The sequence below is a fragment of the Sphingomonas elodea ATCC 31461 genome (genome assembly GCF_000226955.1).
GTDB classification, from domain to species: Bacteria; Pseudomonadota; Alphaproteobacteria; order Sphingomonadales; family Sphingomonadaceae; genus Sphingomonas; species Sphingomonas elodea.
In genome coordinates this window covers 1-16,144 of sequence record NZ_AGFU01000091.1, presented here as the reverse complement: position 1 = coordinate 16,144, position 16,144 = coordinate 1, and the positions used below count along the sequence as shown (strand labels likewise).

Sequence of the window (16,144 nt, the reverse complement as noted above, 5' to 3'; positions counted from 1 at the left end):
GATCTACACTCTTTCCCTACACGACGCTCTTCCGATCTTCTGCACGCCTGGCCCGTACATCGTGTTCTTCGACTGGAACAAGTCGGACATCACGCCGGAAGCAGCGAGCATCCTGGACAATGCGATCAGCAACTATGCCGATTGCAGCAATACCCAGGTCGTCCTGGCCGGCCACGCCGACCGTTCGGGCTCGGCGAGCTACAACGTCGGTCTCTCGCAGCGTCGTGCGGACTCGGTGAAGTCCTACATGACCGGCAAGGGTATCCCGACCGGCGTGATCACGACCGAAGCGTTCGGCGAAAGCCGTCCGCGCGTCCAGACCGCCGACGGTGTTCGCGAACTGCAGAACCGTCGCGTGGAAATCACCTACGGTCCGGGTTCGGGTCAGTAAGGCCTGCCCGCCCGATAGGGACGGAAGCAAAGAAGGGAGGTCGGGCAACCGGCCTCCCTTTCTTTTTGACGGCGTCGCCACCCCTTGGGCCGATTTCCCGCTGTGCCTGCGGGCGGTACCCCCATCACGCAGGGATCGCCGCTTGCGCAGGCCGCTCCCGACACGCATCGTCGACGGCGATGTCACTCACCATCACTATCCCCGAGCTGCCGGACGCCTCGCCGTGCTGGCGCCGCTTGGCCGCTACAATGTGGAGCAGGCGGGGGATCCTAAGTTCCGTCCTGTCGCGGTCCTTTTGACCGACGCGCAGGGCGAGCGGGTAGGGGGCCTTTGGGGGCGCTGCGCCTATGGCTGGCTGTTCATCGAACTTGACGCGGTGCCGGAAGGGCATCGCGGCGCGGGGTACGGCACCGCGGTGATGACAGAGGTCGAGTCGATCGCCCGGGCCGAGGGTTGCGTGGGCTTGTGGCTCGACACCTATTCCTTCCAGGCGCGCGGCTTCTACGAAAAGCTGGGCTATACGGTCTTCGGCACGATCGACGATTTCCCGCCGGGCCACCAGCGCTTCTTTGTCCGCAAGCGCCTGGAAGGACGCATCGTCAGTCCTCTGTCGTCAGGGCCGCGTCCAGCCATTCGGGGACAAGGGCGTCGCCGAGCGCCTCGACGCGCCGTAGCTCGACCATCTTGCCCAATGCCGGGTAGCAGGCGCGGGTACGATCCCCCGGCTCGCCAAGCGGTGCCACCACCAGCCGCCGGTTCACCTTGGCGCGGTAATGCATGCGCGCGGTGTTCTCCTGGCCGACATAGCAGCCCTTGGTAAAGCTCACGCCGTGCAGTTCCTCGGCGTTGCATTCGAGCCACAGGGTCTTGTCGCTCCCCAGCTCCTCCACGCCTTCGGTGACGCCCAGCCCGAGCCGGTGGCTGCGCCACGCCTCGGCGGCGCTGCCACCTGCGGCAGTGCCCAGCCAGCGATACCCGAGTGCTGGCAGTCGCGGATCCGGCACGGCGCCGGACCGGGCATCGCGCGACCAGTGCACGCCCGCCTCCAGCGGCTCGATCGTGATCGCTCGGCGCAGGCGGTACATGGTGAGCCGACGGGCGAGCGCCTCGCGCGCCGAGGCTTCGCAATCGATCAGGATCGCGTCGCCCTCCGCCCATAGCAGAAAGTCGAACAACGCCTTGCCCTGTGGCGTCAGCAGCCCGGCCCAGCGCGGCGCCTCGACCGTGACCGTCGCCAGGTCCTGGGGCAGCAAGCCTTGCAGAAATCCGCGAACATCGTCGCCGGATAGGCGCAGCAGCGCGCGATCGTCGAGCCAGGTGCTGGTGTCGTCCATGCCGAACAGGTAGGACGCCGCCAACGCTCACGAAAGAGGCAAAGCCATGGTGAATGTCGAACTCAAGCTGCGCGGCGGTCGCGTCCATCTTCCCAGCGGCCCCGCGGACGTGGACATCGGAGTCTCCGGCGGCAAGATCGTCGCGATCGGGAATGTCGGCGATGCCGCCGAGACGATCGACTGCACGGGCCTCGACGTGCTGCCGGGGGTGATCGACAGTCAGGTCCACTTCCGGGAGCCGGGGCTCGAACATAAGGAGGACCTGGAGAGCGGCAGCCGTTCGGCGGTGCTGGGCGGTGTGACCGCGGTGTTCGAGATGCCGAACACCAAGCCCAATACCGACAGCGAGGCCGCCGTGGCCGACAAGCTGCAGCGCGCCTATCACCGCATGTGGTGCGACCACGCCTTCTATGTCGGCGCGACCAATAACAATGCCGAGCATCTGGCGGAGCTCGAGCGCCTGCCGGGGACGGCGGGTGTGAAGATCTTCATGGGTGCTTCGACCGGCGACCTGCTGGTGTCGGACGACGCCAATCTCGCGCGGGTGCTCGCCTCGGGCCATCGTCGCGTCGCGATCCATGCGGAGGACGAGTTCCGCATGCAGGACCGCCTGGGCGAGCGCGTGCCGGGCGATCCGTCCTCGCACCCGGTGTGGCGGGATGACGAGAGCGCGATTCTCGCCACCCGGCGCATCCTGCGCCTGGCGCGCGAGGCGCGTCGGCGGATTCATGTGCTCCACATTACAACGCCGGCCGAGCTCGAGCTGCTGGGGCAGCACAAGGACATCGCGACCTGCGAGGTGACCCCGCAGCATCTGACGCTGGCCGGCGAGGAGGCCTATCCGGCCATCGGCACCTATGCGCAGATGAACCCGCCGATCCGCTCGGGCGCCCACCGCGACGGGCTGTGGCATTGGCTGCGCCAGGGTGTTCCCGACGTGCTCGGCTCGGACCATGCGCCGCATACGCTGGAGGAAAAGGCCAAGCCCTATCCGGACAGCCCCAGCGGCATGCCGGGCGTGCAGACACTGCTGCCGCTGATGCTCAACCATGTCGCGGAAGGCCGGCTGACGTTGCAGCGGCTGATCGACCTGACCAGCGCCGGTCCGCAGCGGATCTTCGGCCTGGTCGGCAAGGGCCGCATCGTGCCCGGCTATGATGCCGATTTCACCGTCGTCGACCTCAAGGCGTGCTGGACGGTGGACGAGGCCTGGCTGGCCTCGCGCTGCGGCTGGTCGCCGTTCACCGGGATGCAGCTGACCGGTCGCCCGGTCGGCACGATCATCCGCGGACATCGGGTGATGTGGGAAGCGCAGCTCGCCGAGCAGGCGATCGGCGAGCCGGTGAAGTTCGAAGCTGTCGAATTCGGCTGAGGTAAAGGGGTGGGGCTGCCGTCGCAGCCCCGCCCGTCACGCGATCAGAAGGGCAGCCAGCGCTGCTTTTCGCTGAACTTCATGTATCCGGCGTTGACGCCCAGCCGCCAGCCGACGCCCAGCCGCACCGGGATCAGCACCACGTCCCCGCGGCGCAGATAGGATGCCGAGAAGCCGCCGACGAAATAGGCATGGCCCTCGCCCTGCGGGAAGCGCTTGTAGAGCTCCTGGCTGTCGTAGAGGTTGTAGACCAGCACGAACACCTTGTTGGCATCGCCGCCCAGGTCGAAGCCGATCGACGGGCCCGTCCAATAGACCGGGCGCTGCCCTTCCACCTTGTGGAACATCTGCCCCTTGCCATAGCGCAGACCGACGCCGATCGCGCCGGAGGCCTCGCTGCCGGCGATATAGGCGTTGGGCTTGCCCTGATCCTTCAGAATGTCCTCGAGCAGCTTGGCGAGGCCCGAGGCGCCCTTGCCGAACACGCCCTCGGCGGCGGCGAGCAGATCGTCCTTCTCGAACGTATCGGTCGCGGCCTGGCGGGCAGTGGTGGCGGCCGGGTCGGCGGCGGCGGGGCTGTTCGGCGAGGGCTGGAGCGGCGGCGGCACATCCGCGGGCGGGGGAGGCGGCGCCGTATCGGCCGGCGGATAGGATTGCTGCTGCTGCGGCGCGGGCGTGGTGCTCGGCTGCGCCGGCGGCGTCTTCAGGTCCGAATCGATCGCGGTGTTCGGATCAATCGTCGTCATCTGTGCGGCGGCTGGCATGCTGCCAAGCCCGGCGATGGCGACTGCCACCAGCGTGAACCAACCCGATCGCATCATCCATTCTACCCCAAAACCCGGTGCTTTTCGGGTACCATCCTAGGGGCGCGGGGCTGTCGCGGCAATGAATGGACGCCCGACCGACTCGATTTCGCGTCCATGTGGTTATCCCCGTTGATTGCCGGCGCACGGCTCGTTATAGGGCTCGTCCTCGGCGCTTCCGGAGACGTGGGTGAGTGGCTGAAACCAGCGGTTTGCTAAACCGCCGTACGGGGATTACTCGTACCGAGGGTTCGAATCCCTCCGTCTCCGCCAGAACGGCAGCGCATCGCGAGCATCGCACGCCGAGGTCGTCCCGGATCAAACCGATTTCTGCTATAGCGACGGCCTTGCGGTTCCGTGCCTGAACTGGACGCGTGGGCGGGGCCGGCATAGAGGTGGACTGCGGGTTTGTGTCGATCCGCGCCTAGAGTTCGCAGGTGCATGGCTTCGGAAAAGACGCTCAACGGCAAAAATCTTGTCGCCTTAGGCGCGGAGCGGCTTGCCGAACTGCTGCTGGAACTCTCGAAGAACGACGCTGCCGCGAAGCGGCGCCTGCGGCTGGAGCTGGCGAGCAGAAGCGGCGGTGGCGCCGATGTCGCGGCAGCGGTACGCAAGCGTCTGGCCACCATCGCGAAGGCGCGTTCGTTCGTGGAGTGGAACAAGGTTCGCGCACTGGCTGCCGATCTCGATCTGCAGCGCAGCGCCATCGTCCAGCATGTCGCGCCCGCGCAGCCGGCCGAGGCGTTCGAGCTGTTATGGCAGCTGTTGCAACTCGCCCCATCGGTATATGCGCGCTGCGACGACAGCAACGGCGCGGTCGGCACCGTGATCGCCCAGGCACGGGATGATCTTGGCACCATCGCCGCGAAGACGGCGCACGCGCCGGATCTGTTGGCGGAGCGTGTGTTCGCGGCGGTGCAGGCCAACCAATATGGCGAGTTCGACGGCCTGATCGGCCTGTTGGCGGAGGCACTGGGCAAGGACGGGCTTGCGGCACTGAAGGCGCGGTTCGAAGCGCTGGCAGCGCTCCCCCCGCCACCCCGGGAAGCAGGGGACCGCAGGGTCATCGGTTTCAGCACGCGTGGGCCCATCTATCAGGACGATTTCGAAGCGCGGGCGCAGGCGCGTCGTATCCGCTCGGCGCTTACCGAGATCGCCGATGCGCTGGGCGATGCCGATGGCTATGCCGCCCGCTTTTCGGCAGAGGAGCACACCAATCCCTCCGTCGCTGCCGCCATTGCCGAGCGGTTGCTCAAGGCCGACCGACCGGAGGCGGCGTTGGCGGCGCTCCGCTTGGCCGAGGAGAGTTTTCGAAAAGGCGGCCACTGGCCCGATTGGCCGCGGGTGCGGATCGACGCACTCGATGCGTTGGGTCGGTTTGCGGAAGCGCAGGCTGCGCGGTGGGCGATCTTCGAGAGAAGCCTGGACCCCCACTATCTGCGCGCGCATCTGAAGCGTCTGGCCGATTTCGAAGATGTCGAGGCAGAAGATCGCGCCCTCGCCCACGTGCGCCAGTACGCCGATTTCCACCACGCGCTCGACTTCCTGATAGCCTGGCCGGCGCACCGGCTGGCTGCCGAGCTGGTCCTGGCCCGCTATGCCGAACTGGACGGCGACCGATATTGGCTGCTGACGCCCGCAGCGGAAGCCTTGGAGGCGCGTGCGCCGCTGGCGGCCACGCTGATGCTCCGATCGATGATCGACGTGTCGCTCGATCGCGCCAAGCACAAGCGATATGGCCATGCCGCCCGCCATTTGCAGACATGCGAGCATCTCGCCAAACGCATCGACGATTTCGGCACGCATCCCGACCATGATGCCTATGCCGCGCAGCTCGAGGCGCGGCACGGCCGCAAGAGCGGCTTCTGGAGCGCGTGATGGAGGGGGGCGCCCGCCGTTTTCTCGCCACCTTTACTTACTCCGACAATTGACGCGTTCGCTACTCCGTGGTTGAACCGCCGCCGCCCGCGCCCTAAGTCGCGCGGGCGGTCGTGGTACCGCTAACGCCCAGTTTCAGAATCATCCTCGACGATCGGAGAGAGAGAGCTCATCATGGCGCTGACCGGAGAATTGTTCATCGCATCGAAGCGCGTTGCCCGCGACGCCGGCTTCCGCGCCGTTGCCGCCGCCACCGGCAGCGAGATCGAGCCTAGCTTCAGCACCGCGACGCTGGAAGACGTCGATGCCGCCTGCGCCGCTGCCGAGGCCGCGTTCCTGCCCTATTCGAGCCTGTCGCGCGAGGAGCGCGCCAAGTTCCTCGAGGCCATTGCCGAGGAAATCGAGGCGCTGGGCGACGAACTGATCGAGCGCGCGATGCAGGAAAGCGGCCTGCCGCAGGCCCGCCTGCAGGGCGAGCGCGGCCGCACCGCCGGCCAGCTGCGCCTGTTCGCCAAGGAACTGCGCCTGGGCGATTATCTGCGCGTCCGAATCGACCATGCGATCCCCGATCGCGCGCCCTTGCCCAAGCCGGACCTGCGCCTGCGCATGGTGCCGCTGGGCCCGGTCGCGGTGTTCGGCGCGTCGAACTTCCCGCTCGCCTTCTCGACCGCGGGCGGCGACACCGCCTCGGCGCTCGCCGCCGGCTGTCCGGTGGTGGTGAAGGGCCACCCGGCGCATCCGGGCACGGCCGAGCTGGTCGCGACCGCGATTCAGCGCGCGGTGGCGAAGACCGGCATGCCCGCCGGCGTGTTCTCTATGGTCGCGGGCACCGCCAACGAACTGGGCGAGGCGCTGGTCCGCGATCCGCGCATCACGGCGGTGGGCTTCACCGGCTCGCGCGGCGGTGGCCTGGCACTGGTCCGCATCGCGCAGAGCCGCCCGGTGCCGATCCCCGTCTATGCCGAGATGAGCAGCATCAACCCCGTCTTCCTGCTGCCGGCCGCACTGGAAGCCCGCGCCGAGGCGCTGGGCAAGGGCTATGTCGCCTCGGTGACGATGGGCGCGGGCCAGTTCTGCACCAATCCCGGCCTCGTGCTGGCGCTGGAAGGCCCGGCGCTCGAGCGTTTCCTGGCCGCCGCCAGCGAAGCCATGTTCGGTGCGCCGGCGCAGGTGATGCTCACCCCGAACATCCACAAGGCCTATGAGAGCGGCGTGGCGAAGCTGGCGGCGGTGCCGACGGTGGAGCAGATCGCGCAAGGGACCGAGGCGCAGGGCCCGACTGCGGGCCGCGCGGCGCTGTTCACGATGAAGGGTGCTGACTTCCTCGTCGATCCCAGCCATGCCGAGGAAATCTTCGGCGCGACCTCGCTGCTGGTCCGCTGCGCCGACGTGGCGGAGCTGAAGGCAGTCGTGGCGCTGCTCGAAGGCCAGTTGACCACCACGCTGCACATGGATGAGGGCGACATCGCCGTCGCGCAGGAGCTGCTGCCGTCGCTGGAGCGCCTGGCCGGCCGCATCCTCGCCAATGGCTGGCCGACCGGCGTGGAAGTGACCGACGCGATGGTCCATGGCGGCCCGTTCCCCTCGACCTCCGACGGCCGCAGCACCTCGGTGGGCACGCTGGCGATCGACCGCTTCCTGCGCCCGGTATCGTACCAGGACCTGCCGGAGGCGCTGCTGCCGGCCGAACTGCGCGACGGTGCGGGCGTGCCGGCGCGGGTGGACGGCAAGCCGACGGTCTGAGGGTTTCGCTTCTCTATCCCCCTCCCGCTTGCGGGAGGGGCTAGGGGAGGGTGCGACGTGGGGGGCTTTCCACACCGATGTCGCCCGCTTCCCTCACACACACTCCCCTAACCCCGCCCGCAAGCGGGAGGGGGACGCGGGCGCTGAAGGTTCGTCGCTTAACTTGTGGCCTGGGCCTGTTCGAAGGCTTGCAGGATGCGCTTCTCCTGCTGGTTTTCCGCAAGGTGAAGAAGTACCGTTCCCTTGATAGAAACATCAGGGTGCGAGGCGCACTGACCAGCGAACCATAGCGCTTCCGATAGCGGCTCGTTGTCGTGCCACGTCGTCAGTATGAAGCGCTCGTCGGGAATTTCGCCATAGTCGAACTTCTCAAGGTTGGCGCAGTCGATGCTATCGTGCCACGCCTCGCAATCTGTTCCCCACGCAATAAAGTACAGGCATCTGCTTGCTGCCAGCCACGTAGCGATGTTGTTCCGCCATTCGGGAGCGACCCTTCGATCAGCGATCAGCACGGCTCGGAAAGGATCGGCCGGTAGAACTGGCAGAGCATGGTCGGGCGAGAGGTGGTGATATGTAACGGGCATCAGAATTTTGGCCGATCTTTCACCCTTGCCCGACGCGCGGCAAACTCGGCTTCCACCGCCTCGTTGCTCGCGCCTTCACCGCGCCGAATTGACGCGCGCGCCAACTCGACCTTCCGGGTCAGGAAGGCCCGATAGCCCTCCAGGCCGCTCTCAGAACTTCGCCTCGTCGTACACCCGGGTGATATCCCCGGCCCAATCGCCATGGTACCGATCGAGCAGCACCTGCGCCGGCACCTTGCCGGTCCGCACGATCTCGCGCAGCGGATCGAGGAAGCCCGATTCGTTGTCGCCCGAGCCGTTGAGCCGCGCGCGCGCCTTCAGTCCCGCGCCGGCGATGTCGAGGACCTCGCCGGCGATGTCCGCCAGCTTGCCGCCGCCCGGCAGTGGCGCATCCAGCGCCAGCTTCGGCACCGCGCTGCGCAGCGCCTCGCGCCCTTCCATCGACCAGCCCTTCACCAGATCCCAGGCGGCATCGAGCGCCCCCGAATCGTAGAGCAAGCCCACCCACAGCGCCGGCAGCGCGCAGATGCGGCCCCAGCGGCCGCCATCGGCGCCGCGCATTTCGAGGAACTGCTTCATCCGCACTTCGGGGAAGGCGGTGGAGAGATGGTCGGCCCAGTCGTCCATCGTCGGCAGCTCGCCGGGCAGGACCGACAGCTCGCCCTTCAGGAAGTCGCGGAAGCTGAGGCCCGCCGCGTCGATATATTTGCCGTCGCGGTAGACGAAGTACATCGGCACATCGAGCGCGTAATCGGCATAGCGCTCGTATCCGAAGCCGTCCTCGAACACGAAGGGCAGCATGCCGGTGCGCGCCGGATCGGTGTCCGACCAGATATGGCTGCGATAGGAGAGATAGCCGTTGGGCTTGCCCTCGGTGAAGGGCGAGTTGGCGAACAAGGCGGTCGCCAGCGGCTGCAGCGCGAGGCCGACGCGGAACTTCTTCGCCATGTCGGCTTCGCTGGCATAGTCCAGGTTCACCTGGATCGTGCAGGTGCGCAGCATCATGTCGAGGCCCATCGAGCCCACGCGCGGCATGTGGCGCAGCATGATTTCGTAGCGGCCCTTGGGCATGATCGGCAGTTCGGCGCGGGTCTTGTCCGGCCACATGCCCATGCCGAGGAAGCCGATGCCGAGCCGGTCGCCCACGGCCTTGACCTGGCGGAGATGGCGGCCGGTTTCGGCGCAGGTGTCGTGGAGATTCTCCAGCGGGGCGCCGGAAAGCTCGAACTGGCCGGCGGGCTCGAGGCTGATCGCGCCGTCGGGGCCGGAGAGCGCGATGATGTTCTCGCCCTCATAGATCGGCTTCCAGCCGAATTCGGTGAGCCCGATCAGCAGCGCATGGATGCCGCCGCGCTCCTCATAGCTGGGCGCGCGGTGGCTGCCGTCCATCCAGTAGACGAACTTCTCGTGCTCGGTGCCGATGCGCCAGCGCTCCGCCGGCTTTTCGCCCTTGGCGAAATATTCCACCAGCTGGGCGCGATCCTCGATGACCGCCGCGGTCTTGGTCGAAACGGTCTTGGTGCTCATTTTCGCGCCCTTAGCGATGCCGACGAAACGACGCCAGCGGATTTTTGTACCGTTCGGTTTACCAGTCGCCCGCCGCACCCATCCACAGCGTGACGGCGGCAGCGGCGGCCGTCTCCGCGCGCAGGATGCGGGGGCCGAGCGCGATTCCGATCGCCTGCGAAACGGCGCGGATCGATTCGCGTTCCTCGGCGTCGAATCCGCCCTCCGGCCCGACCAGGATCGCGGCCGGGCCGGGGTGGGCGCGCATCGCCTCCAGCGCGGGCACGCCGCCGGTCTCGTCGGCGAAGAACAGGGAGCGCTCCGCCGGCCAGTCGCGGAGCAGGGCGGGGAGCTTCACCGGCTCGACCAGCTCGGGCAGGGCGGTGCGGCCGCATTGCTCGGCGGCCTCGATCATGTGCGACCGCAGCCGATCGAGGTTGAGCCGGTCGATCACCGTCCGGCGGGTGAGCACCGGCACCAGCCGCGCGACGCCCAGTTCGCAGGCCTTTTCCGCGACCCAGTCGATCCGGCCCTTCTTGATCGGCGCGGCGCACAGCCACAGGTCCGGCACGGCCTCGTGCGGACGCAGCTGCTCGGTGATCTCCAGCGTCAGGTCGCGCTTGCCGATGTCGCGGGCGATGCCTAGCCATTCACCGTTGCTCCCGTCGAACAGCTTCACCGCCTCGCCCGGCTTCAGCCGCATGACCGAGCCCAGATAATGCGCCTGCGGGCCGTCGATCCGGCGCGGGCCCGGCTCGAGCGGGCCTTCGACGAACAGGCGGGGGGCGGATTGCGGCGGCCAGGCGGGAGTTGCGGGCATGGGCGCTGCTGTAGCCGGGCTGGGGGCGGTTCGTCCATGCGCCCATACCTGCGCAGGATGGCGCGGAGCCTATCGCCCGCTCCAGCATTTGTGCGGTGCGGCACGTCTGCCGCGTCCAGCCGAGGATTGCACCGCCATGCGCCTGCCGCTCCTGCACCCCGACCAGCTCAGCGACGCGCAGAAGCCGCTGTACGCGGACATGAAGCGCGGCAGATCGCGATCCGCGTCACCGGCGCCCATTTCGACGCGGCCTATGAGATCTACGCCCATGTCGCGGTGGCGGAGGAAGAGAAGACATCGCCCGCGCGCATCTCCGCCATCTGTGCCGGGCTCAGGCCCATGGACCTGAACGACCAGGAAAACGTCGCGTTCGACGTCGCCTACGCGCTGGTCAAGGGCGGGGTGCTGCCCGAGCCGTGCTACCGCCTGGCGGTGGAAACCTTCGGGCAGCACGGCGCGAACGAACGGATCTATCTGGTCGGTCTCTACAGCCTCGTCTCGGTGACGCTGAACGGGTTCAACGTGCCGGTGCCCGAGCGCGCGTGCCCCCCCTCAGCGGCGGCCGCGCCGCCTTGACGCGCCGGCGCGGAGCTCGGGCAGTTCCTCCTTGGTGATCTTGCCGTCATGGTTGGTGTCGAGCAGGTCGAAGCGGCGCTTGGCGGCGCCGAGGAACTCGACCGGCGTCACCCCGCCGTTGAGGCTCGAATCGGCGGCGGTCACCGGCTCCGGGCTTCCGAGATAGTTGAAGCGGGCGAGGCCGCTCACCACCCGGGTGGAGCCGATCTCCGCGGCGCGCGCCTGGCCGTCGCTCCCCATGGTGGGGCCGCCCGTCTCGAACCCGCCGCCGCGCGCTTCCGGCGCCAGCACGGTCTCGTAATATTCCACGTCGGCGGGATCGATCTCGCCGTCGCCCTTGCGGTCGAGCACCTTGAACCAGCGAATCGCATCGTCACGGAACTCGTCGAGCGTCAGCGCGCCGTCATGATTGGCGTCGGCCCCGTCGAACCAGGCGTCCTGCGGCGCCTTGCCCTCGGTCGTGCCGCGGAACGGTTCGCCCATCGGGCTGGCGAACAATCCGCGCGGACGCGGCCCTCCCGGCCCCCCGGGCCCTCCCGGCGGCGGCCCGTCCTGCGCCTGCGCGCCGCTTGCCAGCACCAGCAACAGCCCGGCGATTCCCAGCATCCGCATATCCTTGCCCTCCACCCGAAAACCGATTCGCTGCGCTAGCTACCGAATGTCGCAGAATTGTGCCCGCAAATTTCAGCTTGGGGGCGGGCGGGCGCTTGTGGCAGCAGGCGGGGCATGACCGGCGCCACTCCCATCGTCCCCGATACCGAGCATCGCGGCCTGCTCGGCCTGCTGCCGCGCCGCTGGCGGCCCTATGCGCTGCTCGCCCGGTTCGACCGGCCGATCGGCTGGTGGCTGCTGTTCCTGCCCTGTGCCTGGGGTGCCGTGCTGTCCGGCCTGCCCGAGGGCGGGGCGTGGCGGATCGGGGCGATGCTGCTCGGCGCGATCACGATGCGGGGCGCGGGCTGCGTCTATAACGACATCGTCGATCGCGACCTCGACGCGCAGGTGGAGCGCACGCGCAGCCGCCCGCTTCCCAGCGGTGCGGTATCGCTGCGCGCGGCGTGGACCTGGCTCGCCGTGCTGCTCGCGATCGGCCTGGGCGTGTGGCTGGCGATGCCGCTGCCGGCCAAGCTGTGGTCGCTGGCGACGCTGCCGGTGGTCGCCGCCTATCCGTTCATGAAGCGCATCACCTGGTGGCCGCAGGCGTTCCTCGGCATCGTCTTCGGATCGGGCGCGGTGGTGGGCTTCGTCGCGGGCGATCCGGCGGCGGCGTTCGCCAGCCGGCAGGGGGCGCAGTGGTGGCTCTATGCCGGCACCATCCTGTGGGTGATCGGATACGACACCATCTATGCCCTGCAGGACGTGGAGGACGATGCGATCGTCGGCGTGCGGTCCTCGGCGCGGCGGATGGGCGCGCGGGTTCGCGGCGGGGTGGGCGTGCTCTATGCGGTGGCGCTGGCCCTGTGGGGCTGGGCGTTCTGGAGCGTGCGGCCCGATCCGCTGGCGCTGGTCGCGCTGCTGCCGGCGGCGCTGCACCTGGGCTGGCAGATCGCGACCCTCAAGCCTGCCGATGGCGCCAATGCGCTGCGCCGTTTCCGCGCCAATCGCGACACCGGCTTCCTGGTGCTGGCGGCCTGCGCGGTGGTGGGGCTTTCCGGACTTTGATTTTGTCCCCCCGCGCCCCTAGATCGCGGGGATGCTGAACAACGAACAGGCCCTGGAGCGCGCCGCCGATGCGGTGGCGCGTGCCCGCCGTGCCGGGGCCGACGCCGCCGACGCGGTCTTCTCCGCCGATCGCTCGCTCTCCGTCTCCGTCCGCATGGGCGCGCTGGAGGATGTCGAGCGCTCCGAGGCGGCCGAGCTGGACCTGCGCGTGTTCGTTGGCAATCGCTCGGCCAGCGTCTCGACCAGCGACCTGAGCGACGACGCGCTCGCCACCCTGGTCGATCGCGCGGTGGCGATGGCGCGCGAGGCACCCGAGGATCGCTGGGCCGGGCTCGCGCCGGAGGACCGGCTGATGCGCGGCCTGCCCCCGCATCTCGATCTCGACGATGGCGCCGAGGTGGAGCCCGCCGCGCTCAAGGCGCGCGCGCTCGCCGCCGAGGAGGCCGCGCGGGGCGTGGCCGGTGTCACCAACAGCGAAGGAGCCGGCGCCGGCGCCAGCCGCGTGCAGTTGGCGCTGGTGACCAGCCACGGCTTCCACGGCGCCTATGCGCAATCGAGCCATGGCCTCTCCGCCAGCGTGCTGGCCGGCAGCGGCGGCGCGATGGAGCGCGACCATGCGCACCACTCCGCCCGCCACGCGGCGCTGCTCGATTCGCCCGAGACGATCGGTCGGCTGGCCGGGGAGCGGGCGGTGGCACGGCTGAACCCGCGCAAGATCCCCAGCGGCGCGATGCCGGTGGTGTTCGACCGGCGCGTTTCCTCGGGCATGCTCGGCCATCTGATGGGGGCGATCTCGGGTGCGGCGATCACCCGGAAGACGAGCTTCCTCCTCGATGCGCTGGGCACGCAGATCTTCGCCCCCGGCGTGACCATCTGGGACGATCCCCATCGCCCGCGCGGCATCCGTTCCCGCCCGTTCGATGGCGAGGGGCTGCCGGTCAGCCAGATGCAGATCGTCCGCGACGGGCTTCTGGAGACCTGGCTGCTCGAAAGTGCCGCCGCCCGCCAGCTCGGGCTGGAGCCGACCGGCCACGCGACGCGCGGCGGCGGCGGCGCGCCGGGGGTGTCGCCGAGCAATCTCTACATGGCCCCGGGCCATGTGCCGGCCGCAACGCTGATCGGCGAGATCGACTATGGCCTCTATGTGTGCGAGCTGATCGGCCAGGGCGTCAACGGCGTGACCGGCGACTATAGCCGGGGCGCCGCGGGCTTCCTGATCGAGAAGGGCGAGCTCACCGTGCCGGTCTCCGAAGTGACGATCGCGAGCAACCTCAAGGACATGTTTCTGGCGCTCACCCCGGCCAACGACCTCGAGTTCCGCTATGGCATCAACGCGCCGACGCTCCGCATCGACGGGATGACGATCGCCGGTGCCTGAGCTCGCCGCCGAAATCGCCGCCATCGCTGCGGAGGCGGGACGCCACGCCATGGCGCGCTGGCAAAGCGATTTCGCGCGCTGGGAAAAGGCGCCGGGCAACCCGGTCTGCGCGGTCGACCTGGAGGTGGACGCGCTGCTTCGCGCGCGGCTGGGGGCGCTGCTGCCCGATGCCGGCTGGCTGTCGGAAGAGACGGTGGACAATGCGGACCGGCTGGCGCTGAATCGCCTGTGGGTGGTCGATCCGATCGACGGCACCCGCGACTATTTGCGCGGGCGGCCCGGCTGGGCGGTGTCGATCGCGCTGGTCGAGAACGGGCAGCCGGTGATCGGCGTGCTCGACGCCCCCGCGCGGGGCGAAGTGTGGACCGCGCAGGCGGGGGTGGGTGCGTGGCGGGACGGGGTGGCGCTTCGTGCTGCCGAACGCGCGGACCTGCCCGGCGCCCGGGTGCCGGCGGACCAGCTCCCCAAGGTCGACCGCGACCTGGTGATGGTGCCCAAGCCCAATTCGATCGCGCTGCGCATCGCGATGGTCGCGGCCGGCGAGGCCGATCTCGTCGCCACGCTGCGCTGGGGGCATGAATGGGACATCGCCGCCGCCGTGCTGCTCGCGCGCGAGGCGGGTGCTGCGGTCACCGACGCGCTGGGGCAGCCGCTGGCGTTCAACACGCCCGCCGGCGAGGCCTATGGCGTGCTGGCAGCGGCGTCGGGCATCCACGCGGCGGCGGTGGCGCGGCTGGCCGACCGGGCGGAGCCGGGGGTGCGGTAGGCAACGCTGCGTGTTGGGTGCTGAACCGATGAAATGCTGCTGTCGGTAACTTGTCTGCGTGTCCGAGAGTGGTGGAGAGCAGAATGGCGGCATTCCGCGGCGCTGTATGCTTAGGGCACGTTCGTCAGGCCCGCCCAAAGTCTAGCGGAGCCTTCGATCCGTCGGGTTTGAACATCTCGTGCTCAGATGTCCAAATTTGCAGTTCGCAACCATCAGGTCCCGAAATCAGCTCGACTCTAAGCGCGGCGTTGTCGTCATTATGAACGCTATGACTCGGATCGTAGAAAAGTACCAACTCCTCACCGGGGTTTAGGCGGAATCGAGAAGTTGACAGCTCCAAGTTTAAAAAGAGCGCTCGATCGGTTCGATTCTGGAAGGTCTGTTTTATCTTGGTCATGCAGCACCTATGGTGAATGTCTTGATGTCCACAAGTCTCTTGTTGGCAACATTAAAGCTTCTGGCAATGACCGGCATTGGGGTGATTTCGGACATCTCAGATCCTGGTGTCCCGGCCCCAGGCGGCTGTACCCGTGCCTTGGCGCGGGGGACGTGGTAGGGCGGGCCAATGTCGAAATCCCACAAGACCGCCGGTGCCATCGATCTCGATGGCGTGACCTACGACTGGCACCTCCATTGCGAACCCCATCTCTCCGATGACGAAGGCTGGAAGGGCATGACGCTCTCGCTCGTCCAGCGGGATGCCAAGCGCGCGGCGCTGGTCGAGTTTCCGGCCCCCAAGCGCCTGCTCAAGGGACTGCCGCGCGGGCGCCTCCAGCTGGACGACGCCACGATCGCGCGCAGCGTGCGCTCCGCCCTGTCCGCCGGCTGGGATCCGCTGTCGCGCGGCAAGCCGGTGGTCTTCTCGGTGGATGCCGAGGGCAACTGACGCGCCGCCAACGCAATCGGCCCGGCGGATCGCTCCCCCGGGCCGTTGCGGTCTTGACGAAGTTCGGAAGGCTCAGGCGCCCGCGGGCTCGGCCTTCTTGCCCTTTTTGGGCTTCTTCGGCGCCGCCGGCGTGATCTCGAAGGCCAGCGCATTGTCCTTCAGCTTCACGTTCACCTCGCCGCCATGGACGAGCTTGCCGAACAGCAGCTCCTCGGCGAGCGGCTGCTTGATCTTCTCCTGCATCAGGCGGCCCATCGGGCGCGCGCCGTACAGCTTGTCATAGCCGCGCTTGGTGAGCCACGCCTTCGCTTCCTCGTCCAGATGGATGTGGACGCCGCGATCGGTGAGCTGGAGCTCCAGCTGCAGCACGAACTTGTCGACCACGCGGGCGACGACTTCCGGCGGCAGATAGCCGAACGGCACGATCGCATCGAGGCGGGTGGGGGGT

Annotated in this window: 14 protein-coding genes, 1 tRNA gene and 2 pseudogenes; 10 read left to right on the top strand and 7 right to left on the bottom strand. The window is 68.4% G+C overall.

Annotated elements, in window-relative coordinates:
- Positions 1 to 329 precede the first annotated feature (329 nt).
- Positions 330 to 854, top strand: a pseudogene (locus tag KK7_RS23695) (GNAT family N-acetyltransferase); the annotation flags it as partial.
- A gap of 136 nt (positions 855 to 990) precedes the next feature.
- Here the strand turns inward: KK7_RS23695 and ygfZ are convergent.
- Positions 991 to 1,725 carry a CAF17-like 4Fe-4S cluster assembly/insertion protein YgfZ gene (gene ygfZ / locus KK7_RS0118515; protein WP_029623430.1) on the bottom strand — a complete coding sequence of 245 codons (735 nt, stop codon included), beginning with the start codon at positions 1,723 to 1,725 and terminating at the stop codon, positions 991 to 993.
- Between the two features lie 46 nt (positions 1,726 to 1,771).
- On the opposite strand from ygfZ, the gene KK7_RS0118510 reads away from it, so the two are divergent.
- Positions 1,772 to 3,097 (top strand): dihydroorotase, encoded by a 1,326-nt coding sequence (locus KK7_RS0118510; protein ID WP_010546130.1) that lies wholly within the window; start codon positions 1,772 to 1,774, stop codon positions 3,095 to 3,097.
- A 44-nt stretch (positions 3,098 to 3,141) separates the two neighbouring features.
- On the opposite strand, the gene KK7_RS0118505 is transcribed toward KK7_RS0118510, so the two are convergent.
- Positions 3,142 to 3,918 carry a DUF1134 domain-containing protein gene (locus KK7_RS0118505; RefSeq protein ID WP_010546129.1) on the bottom strand — a complete coding sequence of 259 codons (777 nt, stop codon included), beginning with the start codon at positions 3,916 to 3,918 and terminating at the stop codon, positions 3,142 to 3,144.
- A gap of 162 nt (positions 3,919 to 4,080) precedes the next feature.
- On the opposite strand from KK7_RS0118505, the gene KK7_RS0118500 reads away from it, so the two are divergent.
- The 3 genes from KK7_RS0118500 to KK7_RS0118490 all read left to right on the top strand — a co-directional run bounded on the left by KK7_RS0118500 (position 4,081) and on the right by KK7_RS0118490 (position 7,521).
- Positions 4,081 to 4,173: transfer RNA gene (locus KK7_RS0118500), tRNA-Ser, on the top strand.
- A 168-nt stretch (positions 4,174 to 4,341) separates the two neighbouring features.
- Positions 4,342 to 5,778 (top strand): DUF6880 family protein, encoded by a 1,437-nt coding sequence (locus KK7_RS0118495; RefSeq protein WP_010546128.1) that lies wholly within the window; start codon positions 4,342 to 4,344, stop codon positions 5,776 to 5,778.
- Between the two features lie 174 nt (positions 5,779 to 5,952).
- A complete protein-coding gene (locus KK7_RS0118490; RefSeq protein ID WP_010546127.1) occupies positions 5,953 to 7,521 on the top strand; it encodes an aldehyde dehydrogenase (NADP(+)) in 1,569 nt (522 codons plus the stop codon).
- A 158-nt stretch (positions 7,522 to 7,679) separates the two neighbouring features.
- On the opposite strand, the gene KK7_RS0118485 is transcribed toward KK7_RS0118490, so the two are convergent.
- The 3 genes from KK7_RS0118485 to KK7_RS0118475 form a co-directional block, all read right to left on the bottom strand.
- Positions 7,680 to 8,105: a DUF7684 family protein gene (locus tag KK7_RS0118485; protein WP_029623428.1), complete on the bottom strand. Its 426-nt coding sequence runs from the start codon at positions 8,103 to 8,105 to the stop codon at positions 7,680 to 7,682.
- A 150-nt stretch (positions 8,106 to 8,255) separates the two neighbouring features.
- A complete protein-coding gene (locus tag KK7_RS0118480) occupies positions 8,256 to 9,632 on the bottom strand; it encodes a glutamate--cysteine ligase (RefSeq protein ID WP_010546125.1) in 1,377 nt (458 codons plus the stop codon).
- Positions 9,633 to 9,690: 58 nt separating this feature from the next.
- Positions 9,691 to 10,431: a 16S rRNA (uracil(1498)-N(3))-methyltransferase gene (locus KK7_RS0118475; protein ID WP_010546124.1), complete on the bottom strand. Its 741-nt coding sequence runs from the start codon at positions 10,429 to 10,431 to the stop codon at positions 9,691 to 9,693.
- 126 nt (positions 10,432 to 10,557) lie between these two features.
- Between KK7_RS0118475 and KK7_RS21220 the strand changes: the two genes are divergently transcribed.
- Positions 10,558 to 11,007, top strand: a complete 450-nt coding sequence (locus KK7_RS21220; protein WP_237709256.1) for a carboxymuconolactone decarboxylase family protein — start codon at positions 10,558 to 10,560, stop codon at positions 11,005 to 11,007.
- Here the strand turns inward: KK7_RS21220 and KK7_RS21215 are convergent.
- Positions 10,984 to 11,613: an EF-hand domain-containing protein gene (locus tag KK7_RS21215; RefSeq protein WP_158000036.1), complete on the bottom strand. Its 630-nt coding sequence runs from the start codon at positions 11,611 to 11,613 to the stop codon at positions 10,984 to 10,986. The genes KK7_RS21220 and KK7_RS21215 overlap by 24 nt on opposite strands.
- Before the next feature lie 120 nt (positions 11,614 to 11,733).
- On the opposite strand from KK7_RS21215, the gene ubiA reads away from it, so the two are divergent.
- The 4 genes from ubiA to KK7_RS0118440 all read left to right on the top strand — a co-directional run bounded on the left by ubiA (position 11,734) and on the right by KK7_RS0118440 (position 15,696).
- Positions 11,734 to 12,666 (top strand): 4-hydroxybenzoate octaprenyltransferase, encoded by a 933-nt coding sequence (gene ubiA / locus KK7_RS0118460; protein WP_010546121.1) that lies wholly within the window; start codon positions 11,734 to 11,736, stop codon positions 12,664 to 12,666.
- Positions 12,667 to 12,697: 31 nt separating this feature from the next.
- Positions 12,698 to 14,044 carry a TldD/PmbA family protein gene (locus tag KK7_RS0118455; protein ID WP_010546120.1) on the top strand — a complete coding sequence of 449 codons (1,347 nt, stop codon included), beginning with the start codon at positions 12,698 to 12,700 and terminating at the stop codon, positions 14,042 to 14,044.
- Positions 14,037 to 14,810 carry a 3'(2'),5'-bisphosphate nucleotidase CysQ gene (locus KK7_RS0118450; protein WP_010546119.1) on the top strand — a complete coding sequence of 258 codons (774 nt, stop codon included), beginning with the start codon at positions 14,037 to 14,039 and terminating at the stop codon, positions 14,808 to 14,810. Before KK7_RS0118455 ends, KK7_RS0118450 begins: the two co-directional genes overlap by 8 nt.
- A 565-nt stretch (positions 14,811 to 15,375) precedes the next feature.
- A complete protein-coding gene (locus KK7_RS0118440; RefSeq protein ID WP_010546118.1) occupies positions 15,376 to 15,696 on the top strand; it encodes a hypothetical protein in 321 nt (106 codons plus the stop codon).
- A gap of 72 nt (positions 15,697 to 15,768) precedes the next feature.
- Here the strand turns inward: KK7_RS0118440 and clpA are convergent.
- Positions 15,769 to 16,144 (bottom strand): annotated as a pseudogene (gene clpA, locus KK7_RS21210) (ATP-dependent Clp protease ATP-binding subunit ClpA); the annotation flags it as partial.

Coding starts and splice junctions, on each gene's coding strand:
- KK7_RS0118485 (WP_029623428.1), bottom strand. CDS start 8,105: ATGCCCGTTACATATCACCACCTCTCGCCCGACCATGCTCTGCCAGTT.
- KK7_RS0118440 (WP_010546118.1), top strand. CDS start 15,376: ATGTCGAAATCCCACAAGACCGCCGGTGCCATCGATCTCGATGGCGTG.
- KK7_RS21215 (WP_158000036.1), bottom strand. CDS start 11,613: ATGCTGGGAATCGCCGGGCTGTTGCTGGTGCTGGCAAGCGGCGCGCAG.
- KK7_RS0118455 (WP_010546120.1), top strand. CDS start 12,698: ATGCTGAACAACGAACAGGCCCTGGAGCGCGCCGCCGATGCGGTGGCG.
- KK7_RS0118495 (WP_010546128.1), top strand. CDS start 4,342: ATGGCTTCGGAAAAGACGCTCAACGGCAAAAATCTTGTCGCCTTAGGC.
- KK7_RS0118480 (WP_010546125.1), bottom strand. CDS start 9,632: ATGAGCACCAAGACCGTTTCGACCAAGACCGCGGCGGTCATCGAGGAT.
- KK7_RS0118490 (WP_010546127.1), top strand. CDS start 5,953: ATGGCGCTGACCGGAGAATTGTTCATCGCATCGAAGCGCGTTGCCCGC.
- KK7_RS0118505 (WP_010546129.1), bottom strand. CDS start 3,918: ATGATGCGATCGGGTTGGTTCACGCTGGTGGCAGTCGCCATCGCCGGG.
- KK7_RS0118510 (WP_010546130.1), top strand. CDS start 1,772: ATGGTGAATGTCGAACTCAAGCTGCGCGGCGGTCGCGTCCATCTTCCC.
- KK7_RS0118475 (WP_010546124.1), bottom strand. CDS start 10,431: ATGCCCGCAACTCCCGCCTGGCCGCCGCAATCCGCCCCCCGCCTGTTC.
- ubiA (WP_010546121.1), top strand. CDS start 11,734: ATGACCGGCGCCACTCCCATCGTCCCCGATACCGAGCATCGCGGCCTG.
- ygfZ (WP_029623430.1), bottom strand. CDS start 1,725: ATGGACGACACCAGCACCTGGCTCGACGATCGCGCGCTGCTGCGCCTA.